This is a genomic window from Streptomyces sp. Pv4-95, from assembly GCF_045782725.1.
In the GTDB taxonomy this organism is placed as follows: domain Bacteria; phylum Actinomycetota; class Actinomycetes; order Streptomycetales; family Streptomycetaceae; genus Streptomyces.
The window spans coordinates 6,239,060-6,255,816 of the sequence record NZ_CP127172.1; the positions used below are offsets into that span (position 1 = coordinate 6,239,060).

Below are 16,757 nucleotides of genomic sequence, written 5' to 3' on the forward strand. Positions count from 1 at the left end.
CCGGGCGTGTACCACACCTGGATGCGGTACTTCACTCCGAGCCCGGCCCACCACCGGCTCGGTCTGGTCTGCCTGGGCGTCGGGCTCCAGCACGGCGCACTGCCGACCGTCGGGCCGCGCACCCTCGACCACCACGTCGCCATCGTCATCAGCGCGGGCCGCGGCTGGTTCACCGCCCCGGACGGCTCCCGCCTGGCGGTCACCGCCCCCGCGCTGCTGTGGATCCTGCCGGGCGTCCCGCACCACTACGGGGCCGACCCCGAGACCGGCTGGGACGAGAGCTTCGTCGACTTCACGGGGCCCGCCGCCGACACCTACACCGAGCTGGGCTACATCGAGCCGGACCGGCCGGTGGTGCCGCTCGCCGACACCGGCCCGGCCCGCGCCGCCGTCGGCCGGATCGCCCGCGCGGCGCGCCGCGGCAATCCGCTGCTGGAGGTGGAGACCTCGGCGGTCGTCCACGAACTCCTCGTCGTGCTGCGGCGGGCACGCGCGGACACGGACGCCGACGGCGACCCGGTGCTCCAGGCGCTGGCGCGGGACGCGTTCCTGCCGCTGTCGGTGGCCGAACACGCGGCCCGGCACGGCATGACGCCCGCGGAGCTGCGGACGGCCGTACGACGGGGCGCGGGGTGCAGCCCCAAGGACTACCTCCTGGGCATCCGGCTGGGGCGGGCCAAGGAACTGCTGGTGGGTACGGACCTCCCGGTCGCCGCGGTGGCCCGCCGGGTCGGCTACGACGATCCGGCGTACTTCAGCAGGCTGTTCACCCGCCGGGTCGGTACCGCGCCGGTCCGCTTCCGCGACCGCCAGGTCCGCAGCGTGCCCGGCGGCTGGTCCACCCAGATCCCCGACCCGGACAATCCGCCGCTGGTCAGCGGACACAGCACCTGACCGCGGCGGGGGCGTGACGGCACCCGTGCGACGCGGCCCCGCCGTCCGTCCGGCTTCCGACCGGCATGCGCTGCGGCCGCCGCCGGACGGCCGGAAGCCCGGCGTCCCCGTGCGGCCGGCCACCGTGTGACCTGCCGCTCGGCTCCGCCGGGCAGCCGCTTCAGGGGGAGACCTCCTCCAGTGGCCGGTCGGTGGTCTCCTCGGCGAACACCGCGGCGACCATGGCGCCGGCCAGGGCGACCGCGCCCAGCATCACGAAGACCGTGGGCAGGCCGGTGCCGCCCGCGTAGACCGCGCCGACCAGCACCGGGCCGAGGATCACGCCGATCCGGTTGAGGGCGCCGCCGACGCTGCAGCCCAGGGCACGCATCCGCGTCGGATACAGCTCCGGTGTGTAGAGGTAGAGGCTGATGTTGGACCCGAAGAAGCAGACCGCCGCGAGCGAGGTCCACAGCAGCACCTGGACCGGTGTGCGCGCCCCGAGCACGGCGAGCACGAGCAGGACGGCCGCCGCGCCGCCGAGGAAGAGCGCGAAGATCCGGCGCCGGCCGATCCGGTCGACGGTGAGCGCGGCCAGGAGGCAGCCGAGCAGGCCGGCGACGGATGTGACGGTGGAGTAGAGCAGCGCGTCGGGGAGCGCGAGGCCGAACCGGGTGCCGTAGATGGTCGGGAGCCAGGACGTGATGCCGTAGTTCACGAAGTAGCCGGTGAACCAGAGGGTGCCGACGACGAGGGTGCGGCGTCGGTAGCGGCCGGTGAACAGGCCGCGCAGGCCGGTGGCGGCGCGCTCGGCCGGTGTCGCAGGTGCGGCGGGCGCCGTGGTCCGCAGGGCGGTGACCAGCGGGTGGTCGGGGTGCTCGGGAGTGCCGGTGCCCGGGGCGGCCCCCACCGGCGGCAGCGGCTGCCCCGTCGCGGCGGCCACCTTGGTCTCGATCAGCGCCATCGTCTCGGTGGCCTCCCGCAGCCGTCCGCGGTCGGCGAGCCAGCGCGGCGATTCGGGCACCGTGCGCCGGACGAGGAGGCAGAGCAGGCCGGGGAGTGCGGCGAGCGCGTACATCCAGCGCCAGCCCAGGACCGGCACGATCCAGGCCGCGCACAGCGCGCCGAGGGTGAGACCGGCGGGGAAGACCAGCTCGTAGAGCAGGACGAAGCGGCCGCGGCCGTGGCTGCGGGTGATCTCGCTGATGAAGGTGGCCGCGACGGGCACCTCGCCGCCGATGGCGAGGCCCTGGACGAAGCGCAGCAGTGTGAAAGGGGTCGGGCCGGGACTGGCGGCGAGGGCGAGGGAGGCCACGCCGGAGACGCCGATGCACAGGGCGATGACCTTGACGCGGCCGATCCGGTCGGCCATCCGGCCGGAGAAGAGCGCGCCGATCAGCATCCCGACCGACCCGATGGTCAGCACGAGGGTGGACTCCGCGGTGGACAGGCTCCATTCCTGGCGCAGCTCGGGCATCGCATAGGCGATCAGCAGTTGGTCGAAGGCTTCGAAGAAGGTCACCACGCCGATGACGACGCGGACGGTGACGTGCCAGCGGGACAGCGGGAGACGTTCGAACCGGGCGGCGATGTCGGCGCGGGTGACGTCGGCGTCGCGCTCCGGGGAGGCGTCGAGGCTCATCCGGGATTCCTCCAGACCCGCGCGGACGGCGGGTGAGGGACAAGGGGGGAGAGGGGGCGAGGGGCGAGGGGGCGAGAGAGGGCCGGGCGGGGCGCGGGCAGTGCGGGGATCTCACTCGGTGGCGCACCGTCCGTAAGCGCAAAGTTTCTAAGGGCTTAAGTTCTACCGACCTGGGGGGTGTGTGCGTCAAGGGTTTGACCAACCGAACTTTTTCCCGGCTCGGGTCTTGTCAGGAAATAGTTAAGTGCTTAGATTTCTAGCGCTGAAGCAAAGCGGCGGGTCCCGACCCTCGGTCGAGAGCCCCCGTGCCAGCCACCCCACCTCGCCCAAGTCGCCCTCAGGAGGCCGCGGATGACCGTCGAAGAGCCGACGGAGCACCTGGTGCCCGCACCGGAGCGCACCCCGGACGAAGTCCTGATCGCGGGGGAGTGGCGGCCCGGCGGCGGCGCACCCGTCGACACCGTCGACCCCGCCACCGGACGCACCCTCGCCGTGCTGCGCGGCGCCGACGCGGCCGATGTCGACGAGGCCGCCCGCCGCGCCGCGCGGGCCGCCGCCGACCCCGCCTGGCGACGCCTGCCGGCCCACCGCCGGGCCCGGCTGCTGCACCGCATCGCCGATCTCGTCGAGGCGGCGGCCGCGCGCCTGGCGGATCTCCAGACCGCCGACACCGGAAAGTGCCGAGGTGAGACGCTCGCCCTGGTCCACAGCGCGGCGGCCACCTTCCGCTACACCGCCGCCGCCCTGGAGACCGCGGAGGACGCCCTCACGCCCGCCCGCGGCGACTACGTCACCCTGAGCCTGCACGAGCCGATCGGTGTCATCGGCGCCATTACCCCCTGGAACTCACCGATCGCCAGTGACGCCCAGAAGCTCGCGCCCGCGCTCGCCGCCGGCAACGCCGTACTCCTCAAGCCCGCGGAATGGACCCCGCTGGTGGCCCTCGCGCTCGGCCGGATCGTGCGACAGGCGCTGGTCGAGGCGCGGCTGCCCACCGGGCTGCTGTCCGTCCTGCCCGGGCCCGGCGCGGTCACCGGCGACGCGATCGTGCGGCATCCCGCCGTCGGCAAGATCACCTTCACCGGCGGCACCCGCACCGGACGCGCCATCGCGCACACCGCGGCCGACAAGCTCATGCCGGTCTCCCTGGAACTCGGCGGCAAGTCCCCGACCGTCGTCCTGGAGGACGCCGACCTCGAACAGGCCCTGGCGGGAGTGATGTTCGGCATCTTCTCCTCCAGCGGGCAGAGCTGCATCGCCGGCTCCCGGCTGTTCGTCGCCCGCTCCCGCTACGACGCCTTCCTCGGCGAACTCGTCGCCCGCACACAGGAGTTGCGCGTCGGCCCCGGGACCGACCCGGCCGCCCAGGTCGCCCCCCTCGTCCACCACCGTCACCGCGACGGCGTCGCCGCCTACGTCGACCGGGCCCGCGCCGACGGCGCCCGCGTGCTCTGCGGCGGCGCACCGCCCGAGGGCGAGCGCTACCGCGACGGCGCCTACTATCTGCCCACCGTCCTGGACGGCCTGCCGCATTCCGCCCCTGCCTGCCAGGAGGAGATCTTCGGCCCGGTCCTGGTCGCGCTGCCCTTCGACGACGAGGACGACCTCGTCGCCCAGGCCAACGACACCGTCTACGGCCTGGCCTGCGGACTGTGGACCCGCAACGCAGCCACCGCCTGGCGGCTCGCCCGCCGTATCGACGCCGGAACGGTCTGGGTCAACACCTACAAGCAGTTCAGCAGCTCCACCCCCTTCGGCGGCATGAAGGACAGCGGCCTCGGCCGCGAGAAGGGCTGCGACGGCCTCCGCGCCTACCAGCGCCAGAAGAGCCTCTATTGGGGCACCGCCTCCGACCCGTTGCCGTGGGCCCTGGGCTGACCCGGCCGGCCCGTACCACCACCCACCCGAAGGAGACCGGAACCGATGCCGCACGAGCCCCTCGCCAGGCTCCGCGCGCTGCGCGCCGTCGAACTGCTCACCCCCGCCCTCACCGAGGCCACCGACTTCTACCGCGAGGTCTGGGGCCTGGAGGTCGTCGCCACCGAACCCGGCACGGCCGGCTGGCTGCGCGGCACCGGCGCCGAGCACCACGTCCTCGGCCTCACCCGCGCCGAGCGCACCGGCCTCGGCAAGATCAGCTTCGCCGTCGCCACCCCCGCCGAGATCGACGAGGCCGCCCGCCGCCTGCTCGCCCGCGGCATCACCCCGCTGCACGGCCCCGGCCCGCTCGACCAGATCGGCGGCGGCTACGGGCTGCGCTTCACCGACCCCGAGGGCCGGCTGCTGGAGCTCAGCGCGCAGGTGGAAGCCGTCGCCCCACGCGGGCGGGACGCGGCGGTGCCCGTCGGCGTCACCCACACCGTCCTCAACACCACCGACATCGACGCCGCCGTCGCCTTCTACACCGACGTCCTCGGCCTGCGCGTCTCCGACTGGTCCGAGCACCAGATGGCCTTCCTGCGCTGCAACGCCGACCACCACTGCATCGCCTTCAACCAGGCCGGATGGACCTCGCTCAACCACGTCGCGTACGAGATGACCTCCGTCGACCACTTCATGCGCGGACTGGGCCGGCTGCGCCACCACGGCGTCGTCCCGCAGTGGGGCCCGGGGCGGCACGGCCCCGGGGACAACACCTTCGCCTACTTCACCGACCCCTCCGGGCTGGTCTGCGAATACACCTCCGAGGTCGCCCAGATCGTCGAGGACGCCTGGATCGCCCGGGTCTGGCGGCGCACCCCCGAACTCTCCGACCTCTGGGGCACCGCGGGACCGCCGTCCGCCGAGATCCGCCGGCACATGGCGGGCACCCCCGACCCCGGACCGCTCACCACCGCCCCCGAGGTGACCGCATGACCGCCCCCTCCTCTCCCGCCGCCCCTGCCCCCGCCCGGCCGGCCGGGCCGCTGTCCGCCGCCCCGGCCCGTGCCGTCCGCCGCGTCGGACTCGTCGGCTGGGGCGCCATCGGCCGGGTCGTCGGCCACTCCCTCGCCGAAGGCGACCTGCCGGGCGCGGAGTTGACCCGCATCGTCGACAACCGGCCGCTGGGTGACGTGCCCGCGCCGCAGTGCGGTGTCGAGGACGCCCTGGACTCCTGCGACCTCATCGTCGAGGCGGCCGGCCAGGCCGTCATCCGCGAATGGGGCACCCGGGTCCTCGCCTCGGGCGCCGACCTGCTGATCACCTCCACCGGCGCGCTCACCGACCCCGACCTCACCCGCCGCCTTCTGGACGCAGGGCCCGGCCGGGTCTACTTCACCGGCGGCGCCGTCGGCGGCCTCGACCTCCTGCAGGCCGTCCGCGCCCTCGGCCCCCTCGACGAGGTGCGCCTGACCACCACCAAGCTCCCCGGAACTCTCGAACAGCCCTGGATGGACGCGGAGTTGCTGCGTCGCATGCGCACCGCGACCGGGCCCGTCGAGGTCATGCGGGGCACCGCGCGCGAGGTGCCGGCGAAGTTCCCCCGCTCGACGAACGTCGCCGCGTCCGTGGCGCTCGCCGTCGGCGACCCGGACCGGGTGGCGGTCAGCGTCGTCGCCGATCCGGCGGCCACCCTCACCCGGCATGTCATCGAGGCCCGCGGCGCCATGGGCGACTACCGCTTCGACGTACGCCACCGCCCCGACCCGGGCAACCCCGCCACCAGCCAGGTCGTGCCCCATGCCGTGCTGCGCAGCCTGGCCGCGCTCACCGGACGTACGGGGCAGATCCTGTGAGCGCCGGGCACCCAACCCGCGCGGGATCCGGAGCCGTGACCGAGCCCGGGGGCACGGAAGCACCCGCGGCCGCCACGGCCCACCCGGCCGACCCCGGCCTCGAGGGGCTGCACGTCGAGCAGGCCGGCGACCACGGCCCCCTGCTGCTCTGCCTGCACGGCATCGGCTCCTCGTCCGCCGCCTTCGCCCCCCAACTCGACGCCCTGTCCGCCCATATGAGGGTCATGGCCTGGGACGCACCCGGCTACGGCCGCTCCGCTGACCCGGCGCGACCCCCCGGCCTGGACGGCTACGCGGACACCGCCGCCGCCCTCATCCGGCGCCACGGCGGACCCGCCCACGTCCTCGGCGTCTCCTGGGGCGGCGTCATCGCCCTGCGCCTCGCCGCCCGCCATCCCGACCTCGTCGCCGGCCTCATCGTCGCCGACAGCAGCGCGGGCTCCGGCACCGACCCGGACAAGGCCGCCGCGATGCGCCGGCGCGCCGCCGACCTCGCGAGCCGGGGCCCCGACGCCTTCGCCCGCGCCCGCGCCCCCCGGCTCGTGTCCGACCGGGCACCACAGGACCTCGTCCACCGGGTCACCGCGACCATGGCCGACGCCGTACGGCTGCCCGGCTACGCCTGGGCCGCGGAGTCGATGGCCGCCACCGACCTGCGCCCGCAACTGCCCACCGTCACCGCGCCGACGCTGGTGCTCTGCGGCGACCGGGACCACGTCACCGGCGTCGAGGCGAGCCAGCTGATCGCCGGCGCCCTGCCCACCGCCGTGTTCGTCATCGTGGCCGGCGCCGGCCACCTCGCCAACCAGGAGCGGCCCGCGGCCTTCAACGCCTGGGTCCACTCCCACCTGCGGATCACCGCCCGCATCCCCGAATAGCCCCCGTATCCCCGCACGACCCGTACACCCGTCAAGGAGACGACCATGCCCCTCACCACCACCGAGTACGACAACGGCGGCGACCTCGCCCGCTACACCGACTCCCTCATCGCCACCAAGGACTCCCGCGAGCCCGACTGGAACACCCTCGCCTTCCAGGCCAAGGCCGGCGACCAGTACCGCAGGGCCCAGATCCGCTACGTCGGCTCCGGCGCCACCGGCAACCACGAGGGCGACAACCACATCCTGCCCTCCGGCGGCTTCACGTTCTCCAACATGCTGCTGCCGCCCGGCGCCGAGGGCCCCGAGCACACCCACCACGACGTCGAGGAAGCCTTCTTCGTCCTGGAGGGCGAGGTCCGGGTCGGCATCCACCGCGGCGAGGGCGAAGCGGAGTACCGCACGCTCGGCTACCGCGACATGATCGTGGTGCCGGCCGGCGTCGCCCGCAGCCTCAAGAACGAGGGCGACACCGACGCCCTGTTCTGCGTCGTCATCGGCACCCGCAAGCCGCAGGTCCCCACCTACCCCGAGCACTCGCCGATGCACGGCGTCACCCGCGACTGATGGCCGCCGCACCGTCCCGCACCGTCGTCGTCACCGGCGCCGGCCGCGGACTGGGACTGGCCACCGCCCGCCGGGTCGCGGCCGACGGACACCGAGTGGTGATCGCCGAACTCGACCCGGAGCGCGGCCGGAGCGCCGCCGAAGGGCTGCGCGCCGAGGGCCTCGACGCGCACGCCGTCCCCGTCGACGTCGCCGACCCCGCGTCCGTCGACCGGCTCGCCCGGGAGGTCGCCGCACTCGGCCCGCTGCACGGCCTGGTCAACAACGCGGGGCTGGCCGACGCGGTCGGCGGGAAGCCCTTCCACGAGATCGACGTCGACGAGTGGGACCGCATCATGGCGGTCAACGCCCGCGGCCCCTGGCTCGTCTCGCGCGCCCTGCTGCCCCAGCTCACCGCCACCGGCAGCGGACGCATTGTGCACCTCGCATCGGACGCCGCCCTGTACGGCTCCCCGCGCCTCGCGCACTACATCGCCTCCAAGGGAGCGGTCATCGCCCTCACCCGGGCGATGGCCCGGGAGACCGGCGACCTGGGCGTCACCGTCAACGCGGTCGCCCCCGGCCTCACCGAGAGCGAGTCGACGGTCCGCATCCCCGCCGACCGGCACGACCTCTACCGCCTCAACCGCGCCATCAGCCGCCCCCAGACCCCGGACGACCTGGTCGGCGTCATCGCCTTCCTGCTCGGCCCGGAGTCCGGCTACCTCACCGGCCAACTCATCGCCGTCAACGGCGGATTCACCATGCACTGACCCGCCGCTCACCACCCACCACCGCACCACCGTCCGGAGGACACCCCATGGACCTCGGCCTGGCCGAACGCACCGTACTCGTCACCGGCGGCAGCTCGGGCGTCGGCCTGGCCACGGTCCGCGCCCTGCTCGCGGAGGGCGCCCGCGTCGCCACCTGCGCCCGCAACCCCGAGATCCTCGCCGCGGCCGCCGCGGAACTCGGCGCCAAGAGCGGCCAACTGCTCACCGGCTCCTGCGACGTCCGCGACGCCGACGCCACCGCCGCCTTCGTCCGACGCGCCGCCGACCACTTCGGCGGCCTGGACGGCCTCGTCAACAACGCCGGGCAGTCCCGGATGAAGCCGTTCGCCGAGACCACCGCGGAGGACTGGCGCGACGAACTGGAGCTGAAGTTCGCCGGTGTGCTCCACCCGCTGCACGCCGCGCTGCCCGCGCTCCGCGCCTCCTCGGCCCCCGCCGTCGTCAACATCAACGCGGTCCTCGCCAAACAGCCCGAACCGCGCCTGATCACCACCAGCGCCGCCCGCGCCGGCATCCTCAACCTCTCCAAGTCCCTCTCCCGCGAACTCGCCGCCGACGGCATCCGCGTCAACTCCGTCTGCCTCGGCCTGATCGACACCGGCCAGTGGACCCGCCGGCACGCCGCCTCCGGCACCACCGAGCCCTACGACCGGTGGCAGGCCCGCCTCGCCGCCGACCGCGGCGTCGCCCTGGGCCGGCTGGGCCGCGCCGACGAGGTCGCCTACGCCGTGCTGACCCTGCTGGCCCCCCGCGCCTCGTACATCACCGGCACCACGATCGACGTCTGCGGCGGCGTCGGCCGTTCCGTCGCCTGACCCCGCCCTCCGCCCTCCCACCTCCTTCAGGAGCCCGCTTCCATGCCCCAGCCCAACGGCGGCGATCTGCTCGTCGCCCTCCTGCGCGACCTCGGCGTCGACACCGTCTTCGGCGTCGTCAGCGTGCACAACCTGCCGCTCGTCGAAGCCGTCGACCGCGACCTGCGGTTCGTGCCCGTACGCCACGAGGCCACCGCCGTGAACGCCGCGGACGGCCACGGCCGGGCCCGCGACGGCCTCGGCTGCGCGCTGACCAGCACGGGCACCGGCGCCGGCAACGCCGCCGGTTCGCTGATCGAATCCCTCAGCACCGGCAGCCGCGTGCTGCACATCACCGGACAGATCGACAGCGCACACCTGGGCGCCGGCCGCGGCTTCATCCACGAGACCCGCGACCAGCTCGGCATGCTGCGGGCGGTCAGCTCCCACGCCGCCACCGTCCCCGACGCGGCGAGCGCCGGCGCCGTCCTGCGGGCGGCCGCCGCCCACGCCCTGGGGCCGGCCGGCGGGCCCGCCAGCGTCGAATGGCCCATCGACCTCCAGTACGCGGCCCAGGACCCGGCCGAACTGCCCGCGGCACCCGCGCCCGCGGCGCCGCCGCTGCCCGCACCGGCCGCCCTGGACGAGGCCGCGCGGCTGCTCGCCGCCGCCCGCCGCCCGCTGCTGTGGGCCGGCGGCGGCGCCACCACGGCAGGACCCGAACTCACCGCACTGCTCGCGGAGTTGAACGCGGGTCTGGTCACCAGCAACTCCGGCCGCGGCGCCGTCCCCGAGGACCACGACCGGTGCGTCGGCAACTTCGCCACCACACCCGCGGGCCGCGAACTCCTCGCGGAGGCCGATCTGTTGCTCAGCATCGGCACCCACTTCCGTTCCAACGAGACCGCCGACTGGAGCCTGCGGCTGCCCGCCGCGCACCTCCAGATCGACCACGACCCGGCCGCCCTCGGCCGCAGCTACCCCGCCGCACTCACCCTGCACGGCGACGCCGCCGCCACCCTCACCGCGCTGCGGCAGCGCCTCGCCGACGCACCGCCCACGGGCGGGCGGGCCGCCGACGGCGCCTGGACCGCCCGCGTCCGCGACGTCCGCGAGGCGGTCCGCGCCGCCCTGCGCGACCAGATCGGCCCGCAGGCCGCGATCTGCGACGCGATCCGCGCCGCGCTGCCCCGCACCGCCGTCATCGCCCGCGATGTCACGGTCCCCGCCAGCAGCTGGGGCAACCGCCTCCTGGAGATCTACCACCCGCACACCAACGTCTTCCCGCGCGGCGGCGGCATCGGCCAGGGCCTGGGCATGGGCATCGGCGCCGCCCTCGCCCACCCCGACACCCCCACCCTCGTCATGGCGGGCGACGGCGGCCTCGCCGTCCACCTCGGCGAACTCCTCACCCTCGCCCAGGAACGCCCCCGGCTGACCCTCGTTGTCTTCAACGACGGCGGCTACGGCGTCCTGCGCAACATGCAGGACCGCTACTTCGACCGCCGCTCCGGAGTCGACCTGGCCACCCCCGACTTCGTCGCCCTCGCCCACGCCACCGGCCTGCCCTACGCCCGGATCGCCGCCCCGGACGACGCCGCCCCGGTCCTCGCCGCCGCCACCGCGAGCGAAGGACCGACGCTCGTCGAGGTCGACCTCACCGCCCTCGGCCCGATGAAGACCCCCTTCACCCCGCCCGTCGCACTGCCCGCCGCCCGGTAAGGAGGACGACCGTGCCCGAACCCGCCCTCGACCTGCTCGTCCACCGCATGACCTGGGAAGCCGACGACGTCCTGGCCATCGAGCTCATCCACCCCGACGGCACGCCGCTGCCCGACTGGGAGCCCGGCGCCCACATCGACGTCCAAGCCGGCGGACACCTCCGCCAGTACTCCCTGTGCGGAGACCCCCGGGACACCGGCCGCTACCGCATCGCCGTCCTGCACACCACCACCTCACGCGGCGGCTCCGCCCATATCCACACCACCCTGCGCCCCGGCGCCACCCTGCGGATCCAGGGCCCCCGCAACCACTTCGCCCTCGAACCCGCCGCCCGCTACCTCTTCCTCGCCGGCGGCATCGGCGTCACCCCGCTCCTCGCCATGGCCCGCGCCGCCCACCGCGCCGGCGTCCCCTGGCGGATGATCCACGGCGGCCGCCGCCGCACCAGCCTCGCCTTCACCGCCGAACTGACCGCGCTGGCCGACACCGTGACCGGCGGCGACTACCGGCTCCACCCCCAGGACGAACACGGCCACATCGACCTCGACGCCGCCCTCGACGCCCTCCCCGACGACACCCTCGTCTACTGCTGCGGCCCCGAACCGCTGCTGACCGCCGTCGAGGAACGCTGCGCCGCCCTCGGCCTCGCGCACCGGCTGCGCACCGAACGGTTCGCCGCGCCCCGGCCCCTCCAGGCACCCGACGCCGGTGACGACCGGGCCTTCGACGTCGAATGCCGCCGCACCGGCCGCACCGTACGCGTCGAGGAGGGCACCAGCATCCTCGACGCCGTCGAAGCCGCCGGCGTCCCCGTGCAGAGCTCCTGCCGCGACGGGATCTGCGGCACCTGCGAGACCCGCGTCCTGGACGGCACCCCCGACCACCGCGACTTCCTGCTCAGCGACACCGAACGCGCCGCGAACACCTCCCTGATGATCTGCGTCTCCCGCAGCGCCGGCGACCGCCTCGTCCTCGACCTGTGACCCGCGCGCACCCCGCCCACCCGCCAGGAGCCCCCATGACCCCGTACCTGGAAATCCACCAGTCCCGCCACCGCGAGCCCACCGCCTACGAGTTCAAGCTCGCCCACACCCTCGAAGAGATCTTCACCCATGTCGGCCACGAGCTCGCCGACGTCATCGAGGGCCTCAACGCCCGCCAGGTGCACGCCCCCGACGGCAAACCCTGGACCGAGCAGTCCTTCCGCGACGAGATGCACCGACTGGGAGCGTGACCCCATGACGACGAACCCCACCACCGGCCCCGGCGCGGCCACCACCTCAAGCGTCGCCGACCGCATCTACGCCACCGGACTGCGCAACCAGTGGCACCCCGTCGTCCCGTCCCACTTCGTCGCCCCCGGCGGCATGCGCCGGGTCACCGCACTCGGCGAACACTGGCTGCTCTTCCGCCGCGCCGACGGCACCCTGCACATGCTCGCCGACCGCTGCCCGCACCGCGGCGCCCGGCTCTCCCTCGGCCGGCACCTCGGCGACCGGATCTCCTGCTGGTACCACGGCGTGGAGGTCGACGGCACCGGCACCGTCACCTCCGTACCGGGCCTGCCCGGCTGCACCCTCGAAGGCAAACAGCTCGTCCCCAGCCCCCCGGTACGCGAGACCGGCGGCGCGATCCTCGCCTACTTCGGCGACGCGCAGCACCCCGAGCCCTGCGAACTGACCCTGCCCGAACCCCTCACCGACCCCGGCACCGACGCCTTCCTGTGCTACGCCGAGTGGAACGTGCCCTGGCGCTACGGCATGGAGAACCTCCTCGACCCCATGCACGGCCAGTTCCTGCACCACGAGTCGCACACCATGGGCGACGGCGACACCACCGCGAAGTTCCGTATCCGCGAGACCGGGCGCGGCTACTTCTTCGAGAAGACCGACCAGCGCGGCGTCAACTTCGACTGGGTCGAACTGTGCCGCACCGGCGTCGACTGGGTCGACCTGTCCATCCCGTACCCGCCGTCCGCGGGCCCCGGCGGCCCGTTCGGCATCGTGGGCATGGTCTGCCCCATCGACGCCGACCGCAGCGGCGTCTTCTTCTGGCGCTACCGCCGCGTCACCGGCTGGCAGCGCGACACCTGGCGCTTCCTCTACCGCACCCTCATCGAGGAACGCCACTGGCACGTCCTCGAACAGGACCGCACCATGCTCGAAGCCCTCCCGCACGACGCCGACCAGGCCGAGAACCTCTACCAGCACGACCTCGGCGTGGTCCGGCTGCGCCGCCTCTACCGCGCCGAGGCCGAACGCCAGGCCGCCGCACTCGCCACCTGATCCCCACCCCGCCGGCCGGCCCGCCCCCGCGCACCGGCCGGCCCGCGCCACCGGCTCAGCCGCCGTCCGGCTCCTCCCGGTCCGCCTCGGTGATCGACCGCTCCAGCTTCGACAGCAGCCGCGCCAACTGGCGGCACTCGGCGGGGGAGAGGCCGGCCAGCATCCGCCGCTCGTTCTCCAGATGCTCCGCGAACAACGCGTCGATCTTCGCCAGCCCCTCCTCCGTCAGCCGCGACCGCACCACCCGGCGGTCCTGCTCATCGCGCTCCCGCACGATCAGCCCGTCCTTCTCCAACCGGTCGATGCGCAGCGTCACCCCCGCCGACGAGATCAGCCCCGAATCCGCCAACTGCCCCGCCGTACGCCGGAACGGCCTGCCCGCCCGGCGCAGCGCCGTCAGCACGTCGAAGCCCGCCACCGACAGGCCGTGCGACTCCACCGCAGCGGTCAGCCGCGCGCTGTAGCGCAGATATGTACGGTGCAGCCGCGCCAGCACCTCCAGCGGCGAGGTGTCCAGCTCCGGCCGCTCCCGCCGCCAGTCCTCGATGATCGACGCCACCGCGTCCGACCGTGCCGTCGTCTTCCTCGTCATGTCCCACGCCCTCCCCGGGCTCCGCCACCGGGCCGCGAGCTCGTACCCGTTCACCACGAAACTTTAGTGCTGAGAAGCCAGGTACCTAACATTCCCCGGCCGCGCGGCACCCTCCGCCTCCCGGGCCGGGCCCCCTCCCCAAGCCACCGGCCGTACGGCAGCATGACCCCATGCCCGCACTGCAGCGCGACGAGGCGCAGACCCGAGCCCGACTCATCGACGTCCACCGCTACGAGGTCGCACTCGACCTCACCCAGGGCGAGGACCACTTCGGCTCCCGAACGGTCATCCACTTCACCGCGCGCGACGCCGGCGACACCTTCGTCGACATCCAGCCCGCCGAGCTGCACACCGCCACCCTCGACGGCCACCCCCTCGACCCCGCCGCCCTCGCCGGCAACCGCCTCCCGCTGACCGGCCTCACCCCCGGCGCCCACGAGCTGCGGCTGACCGCCACCATGCGCTACTCCCGCACCGGCGAAGGCATGCACCGCTTCACCGACCCGGCCGACGGCGAGTCCTACGTCTACACCCAGCTGTTCATGGAAGACGTCAAGCGCGTCTTCGCCGCCTTCGACCAGCCCGACCTCAAGGCCGTCTTCGCCCTCACCGTCACCGCACCCCCCGAGTGGCACGTCCTCGGCAACGGCATCGCCACCCAGGGCGACCCCGGCCACTGGACCCTCGCCCCCACCCCCCTCATCAGCACCTACCTCGTCGCCGTCGCCGCCGGCCCCTGGCACTCCGTACGCACCGAACACGCCGGACTGCCCTTCGGCATCCACTGCCGCAGCTCCCTGGCCCCCTACCTCGACGCCGACGCCGACGAGATCCTCGACCTCACCCGCCGCTGCTACGACCGCTTCCACCAGATCTTCGACGAGCCCTACCCCTTCGACTCCTACGACCAGGCGTTCGTCCCCGAGTTCAACGCCGGCGCCATGGAGAACCCCGGACTCGTCACCTTCCGCGACGAATTCATCTTCCGCTCCGCCGTCACCGACACCGAACGCCAGAGCCGCGGCGTGACCATCGCCCACGAAATGGCCCACATGTGGTTCGGCGACCTCGTCACCCTGCAGTGGTGGGACGACATCTGGCTCAACGAGTCCTTCGCCGAGTACATGGGCTACCAGGTCCTGTCCGAGGCCACTCGCCACACCGACACCTGGACGGACTTCGCCGTCGCCCGCAAGGGCTGGGGCTACGACGCCGACCAGCGCCCCTCCACCCACCCCGTCGCCCCCGCCCCCCAGGACGTCCCCGACACCGCCTCCGCCCTGCTGAACTTCGACGGCATCTCCTACGCCAAGGGCGCCTCCGCACTGCGCCAACTCGTCGCGTGGATGGGCGAGAAGGATTTCCTCGCCGGCATCAACGACCACTTCGCCCGGCACCGCTTCGCCAACGCCGCACTCTCCGACTTCCTCGACTCCCTCGCCCGCGCCACCGACCGCGACGTCCACGGTTGGGCCGAGCGCTGGCTGCGCACCACCGGTGCCGACACCCTCACCCCCGCCGTCTCCGTCGACGGCGACCGCTGGCGGCTGGACGTCCACCACACCGGCAGCCGCCCGCACCGGCTCGCCGTCGGCGTCTACGACCGCGACCTCGCCGGCGCCGGCCGCCTGACCCTGCGCGACCGCCACGAACTGGACATCTCCGAGGACGAAGGACACATCGCGCGGACCTTCCCCACGCCCGTCCCCGACCTCCTCGTCCTCAATGACGGCGACCTGACCTACGCCAAGGTCCGCTTCGACCCCCGCTCCTGGCAGACCGCCGCACAGTCCCTCTCCCAACTGCCCGACGCCCTCACCCGAGCCGTCGTGTGGAACGCCGCCCGCGACATGGTCCGCGACGGCGACCTCGCCCCCGCCGCCTACCTCCAGGCCGCCCGCGACCACCTCCCCTACGAAACCGACCTGGCCATCGTCAGAGGCGTCCTCGTCTTCGCCCGCGCCGAACTCGCCGACCACTTCCTCCCCGCCGACGAACGGCCCCAGGCCCTCGCGACCCTCACCGCCCTCGGCCGCGACATCCTGCGCCGCACCGAAGGCCCCGCACACGGCCCGCACGCGGGCCTGCGCCTGACCGCCGTCCGCGCCCTCATCGACAGCGCCACCACCCACGCCGCCATCCAGGAGTGGCTCGACGACGGCAGCGTCCCCGGCGGCCCCGCCCTCGACCCCGAACTGCGCTGGCGCATCCTCGGCAGGCTCGCCGTCCTCGGCGCCACCACCCCCGACGCCATCGACGCCGAACTCGCCCGCGACCCCAGCGCCACCGGCCGTGAGGGCGCGGCCCACTGCCGCGCCGCCCTGCCCGACCCGGCCGCCAAACAGGCCGCCTGGCAGGCGCTGTTCACCACCGACGAAGACGCCGCCCTGTCCAACTACCTCTTCACCGCCACCGCCACCGGCTTCTGGGCACCCGAACAGCACGACCTGCTCCGCCCCTACGTCGCCCGCTACTTCACCGACGCCCCCGCCCTCGCCCGCCACCGCGGCCCGGCCCTCGCCGCGGCCGCCGGCCGATACGCCTTCCCCGCCACCTTCGTCGAGGACGACACCCTCCACCTCGGCGAGACCTGCCTCGCCCAGAGCGACCCCACCCCGGCCCTGCGCCGCAAACTCATCGACCAACTCGACGACCTGCGCCGCGCGTTGAAGGTACGGGCCGTCGCCGCACACGACCTGCCCGGCGCCGGCTGACCACCACGGCGAGGCAGCACGGACGAGCGGAACACCGGGTGCCGCCGGGGCAGCGGCCGGCGGCACCCGAACACGTGCGGCAGTTCTGTACCACGTATGGGTGGTACCACCACGACCGGTGGATACGCACCGTGCCGGGAAAGTAACTTAGGGCGGCCTAAGGTCCGAGCGACCGCCACCCGAACTCCCCATACAGAAGAG

At 73.9% G+C, this 16,757-nt stretch carries 15 protein-coding genes; 13 read left to right on the top strand and 2 right to left on the bottom strand.

The window, feature by feature from the left end; genetic code table 11:
- Window positions 1–6 precede the first annotated feature (6 nt).
- The gene (locus tag QOM21_RS27300) at window positions 7–894 is read left to right on the top strand and encodes a helix-turn-helix domain-containing protein (protein ID WP_393896027.1); all 888 of its coding nucleotides are present in this window, start codon (window positions 7–9) and stop codon (window positions 892–894) included.
- 160 nt (window positions 895–1,054) lie between these two features.
- Here QOM21_RS27300 and QOM21_RS27305 read toward each other — a convergent pair whose 3' ends face one another.
- On the bottom strand, window positions 1,055–2,515 hold the full coding sequence (locus tag QOM21_RS27305) for an MFS transporter (RefSeq protein ID WP_407553654.1): 1,461 nt from the start codon (window positions 2,513–2,515) through the stop codon (window positions 1,055–1,057).
- A 351-nt stretch (window positions 2,516–2,866) separates the two neighbouring features.
- On the opposite strand from QOM21_RS27305, the gene QOM21_RS27310 reads away from it, so the two are divergent.
- The 11 genes from QOM21_RS27310 (at window position 2,867) to QOM21_RS27360 (ending at window position 13,250) form a co-directional block, all read left to right on the top strand.
- Window positions 2,867–4,393: an aldehyde dehydrogenase family protein gene (locus tag QOM21_RS27310; protein WP_407553655.1), complete on the top strand. Its 1,527-nt coding sequence runs from the start codon at window positions 2,867–2,869 to the stop codon at window positions 4,391–4,393.
- Window positions 4,394–4,438: 45 nt separating this feature from the next.
- Window positions 4,439–5,371 carry a VOC family protein gene (locus tag QOM21_RS27315; protein ID WP_407553656.1) on the top strand — a complete coding sequence of 311 codons (933 nt, stop codon included), beginning with the start codon at window positions 4,439–4,441 and terminating at the stop codon, window positions 5,369–5,371.
- On the top strand, window positions 5,368–6,231 hold the full coding sequence (locus QOM21_RS27320) for an aspartate dehydrogenase domain-containing protein (RefSeq protein WP_407553657.1): 864 nt from the start codon (window positions 5,368–5,370) through the stop codon (window positions 6,229–6,231). Before QOM21_RS27315 ends, QOM21_RS27320 begins: the two co-directional genes overlap by 4 nt.
- Window positions 6,232–6,338: 107 nt before the next feature.
- Window positions 6,339–7,109, top strand: a complete 771-nt coding sequence (locus QOM21_RS27325) for an alpha/beta fold hydrolase (protein ID WP_407555850.1) — start codon at window positions 6,339–6,341, stop codon at window positions 7,107–7,109.
- A gap of 45 nt (window positions 7,110–7,154) precedes the next feature.
- Window positions 7,155–7,676, top strand: coding sequence for a cupin domain-containing protein (locus QOM21_RS27330; RefSeq protein ID WP_407553658.1), 522 nt, complete (start codon window positions 7,155–7,157; stop codon window positions 7,674–7,676).
- Complete coding sequence (locus tag QOM21_RS27335; RefSeq protein WP_407553659.1) at window positions 7,676–8,428, top strand: 3-oxoacyl-ACP reductase family protein; 753 nt, start codon at window positions 7,676–7,678, stop codon at window positions 8,426–8,428. The genes QOM21_RS27330 and QOM21_RS27335 overlap by 1 nt, the downstream gene beginning before the upstream one ends.
- Window positions 8,429–8,475: 47 nt before the next feature.
- On the top strand, window positions 8,476–9,264 hold the full coding sequence (locus QOM21_RS27340) for an SDR family oxidoreductase (protein WP_407553660.1): 789 nt from the start codon (window positions 8,476–8,478) through the stop codon (window positions 9,262–9,264).
- Window positions 9,265–9,306: 42 nt separating this feature from the next.
- Window positions 9,307–10,965 (top strand): thiamine pyrophosphate-binding protein, encoded by a 1,659-nt coding sequence (locus QOM21_RS27345; RefSeq protein ID WP_407553661.1) that lies wholly within the window; start codon window positions 9,307–9,309, stop codon window positions 10,963–10,965.
- A gap of 47 nt (window positions 10,966–11,012) precedes the next feature.
- Window positions 11,013–11,948, top strand: coding sequence for a PDR/VanB family oxidoreductase (locus QOM21_RS27350; RefSeq protein WP_407555852.1), 936 nt, complete (start codon window positions 11,013–11,015; stop codon window positions 11,946–11,948).
- Window positions 11,949–11,983: 35 nt separating this feature from the next.
- Complete coding sequence (locus tag QOM21_RS27355; protein WP_407553662.1) at window positions 11,984–12,199, top strand: recombinase-like helix-turn-helix domain-containing protein; 216 nt, start codon at window positions 11,984–11,986, stop codon at window positions 12,197–12,199.
- Between the two features lie 4 nt (window positions 12,200–12,203).
- The gene (locus tag QOM21_RS27360; RefSeq protein ID WP_407553663.1) at window positions 12,204–13,250 is read left to right on the top strand and encodes a Rieske 2Fe-2S domain-containing protein; all 1,047 of its coding nucleotides are present in this window, start codon (window positions 12,204–12,206) and stop codon (window positions 13,248–13,250) included.
- 55 nt (window positions 13,251–13,305) lie between these two features.
- Here the strand turns inward: QOM21_RS27360 and QOM21_RS27365 are convergent, their stop codons facing one another.
- Window positions 13,306–13,842, bottom strand: a complete 537-nt coding sequence (locus tag QOM21_RS27365) for a MarR family winged helix-turn-helix transcriptional regulator (RefSeq protein WP_407553664.1) — start codon at window positions 13,840–13,842, stop codon at window positions 13,306–13,308.
- Between the two features lie 170 nt (window positions 13,843–14,012).
- Between QOM21_RS27365 and pepN the strand changes: the two genes are divergently transcribed.
- On the top strand, window positions 14,013–16,556 hold the full coding sequence (gene pepN, locus QOM21_RS27370; RefSeq protein WP_407553665.1) for an aminopeptidase N: 2,544 nt from the start codon (window positions 14,013–14,015) through the stop codon (window positions 16,554–16,556).
- Window positions 16,557–16,757 lie beyond the last annotated feature (201 nt).

Excerpts from the sequence above, each read along its gene's own strand:
- QOM21_RS27305 (WP_407553654.1), bottom strand. The coding sequence starts at position 2,515 with ATGAGCCTCGACGCCTCCCCGGAGCGCGACGCCGACGTCACCCGCGCC.
- QOM21_RS27310 (WP_407553655.1), top strand. The coding sequence starts at position 2,867 with ATGACCGTCGAAGAGCCGACGGAGCACCTGGTGCCCGCACCGGAGCGC.
- QOM21_RS27315 (WP_407553656.1), top strand. The coding sequence starts at position 4,439 with ATGCCGCACGAGCCCCTCGCCAGGCTCCGCGCGCTGCGCGCCGTCGAA.
- QOM21_RS27320 (WP_407553657.1), top strand. The coding sequence starts at position 5,368 with ATGACCGCCCCCTCCTCTCCCGCCGCCCCTGCCCCCGCCCGGCCGGCC.
- QOM21_RS27330 (WP_407553658.1), top strand. The coding sequence starts at position 7,155 with ATGCCCCTCACCACCACCGAGTACGACAACGGCGGCGACCTCGCCCGC.
- QOM21_RS27335 (WP_407553659.1), top strand. The coding sequence starts at position 7,676 with ATGGCCGCCGCACCGTCCCGCACCGTCGTCGTCACCGGCGCCGGCCGC.
- QOM21_RS27340 (WP_407553660.1), top strand. The coding sequence starts at position 8,476 with ATGGACCTCGGCCTGGCCGAACGCACCGTACTCGTCACCGGCGGCAGC.
- QOM21_RS27345 (WP_407553661.1), top strand. The coding sequence starts at position 9,307 with ATGCCCCAGCCCAACGGCGGCGATCTGCTCGTCGCCCTCCTGCGCGAC.
- QOM21_RS27350 (WP_407555852.1), top strand. The coding sequence starts at position 11,013 with ATGACCTGGGAAGCCGACGACGTCCTGGCCATCGAGCTCATCCACCCC.
- QOM21_RS27355 (WP_407553662.1), top strand. The coding sequence starts at position 11,984 with ATGACCCCGTACCTGGAAATCCACCAGTCCCGCCACCGCGAGCCCACC.
- QOM21_RS27360 (WP_407553663.1), top strand. The coding sequence starts at position 12,204 with ATGACGACGAACCCCACCACCGGCCCCGGCGCGGCCACCACCTCAAGC.
- QOM21_RS27365 (WP_407553664.1), bottom strand. The coding sequence starts at position 13,842 with ATGACGAGGAAGACGACGGCACGGTCGGACGCGGTGGCGTCGATCATC.
- pepN (WP_407553665.1), top strand. The coding sequence starts at position 14,013 with ATGCCCGCACTGCAGCGCGACGAGGCGCAGACCCGAGCCCGACTCATC.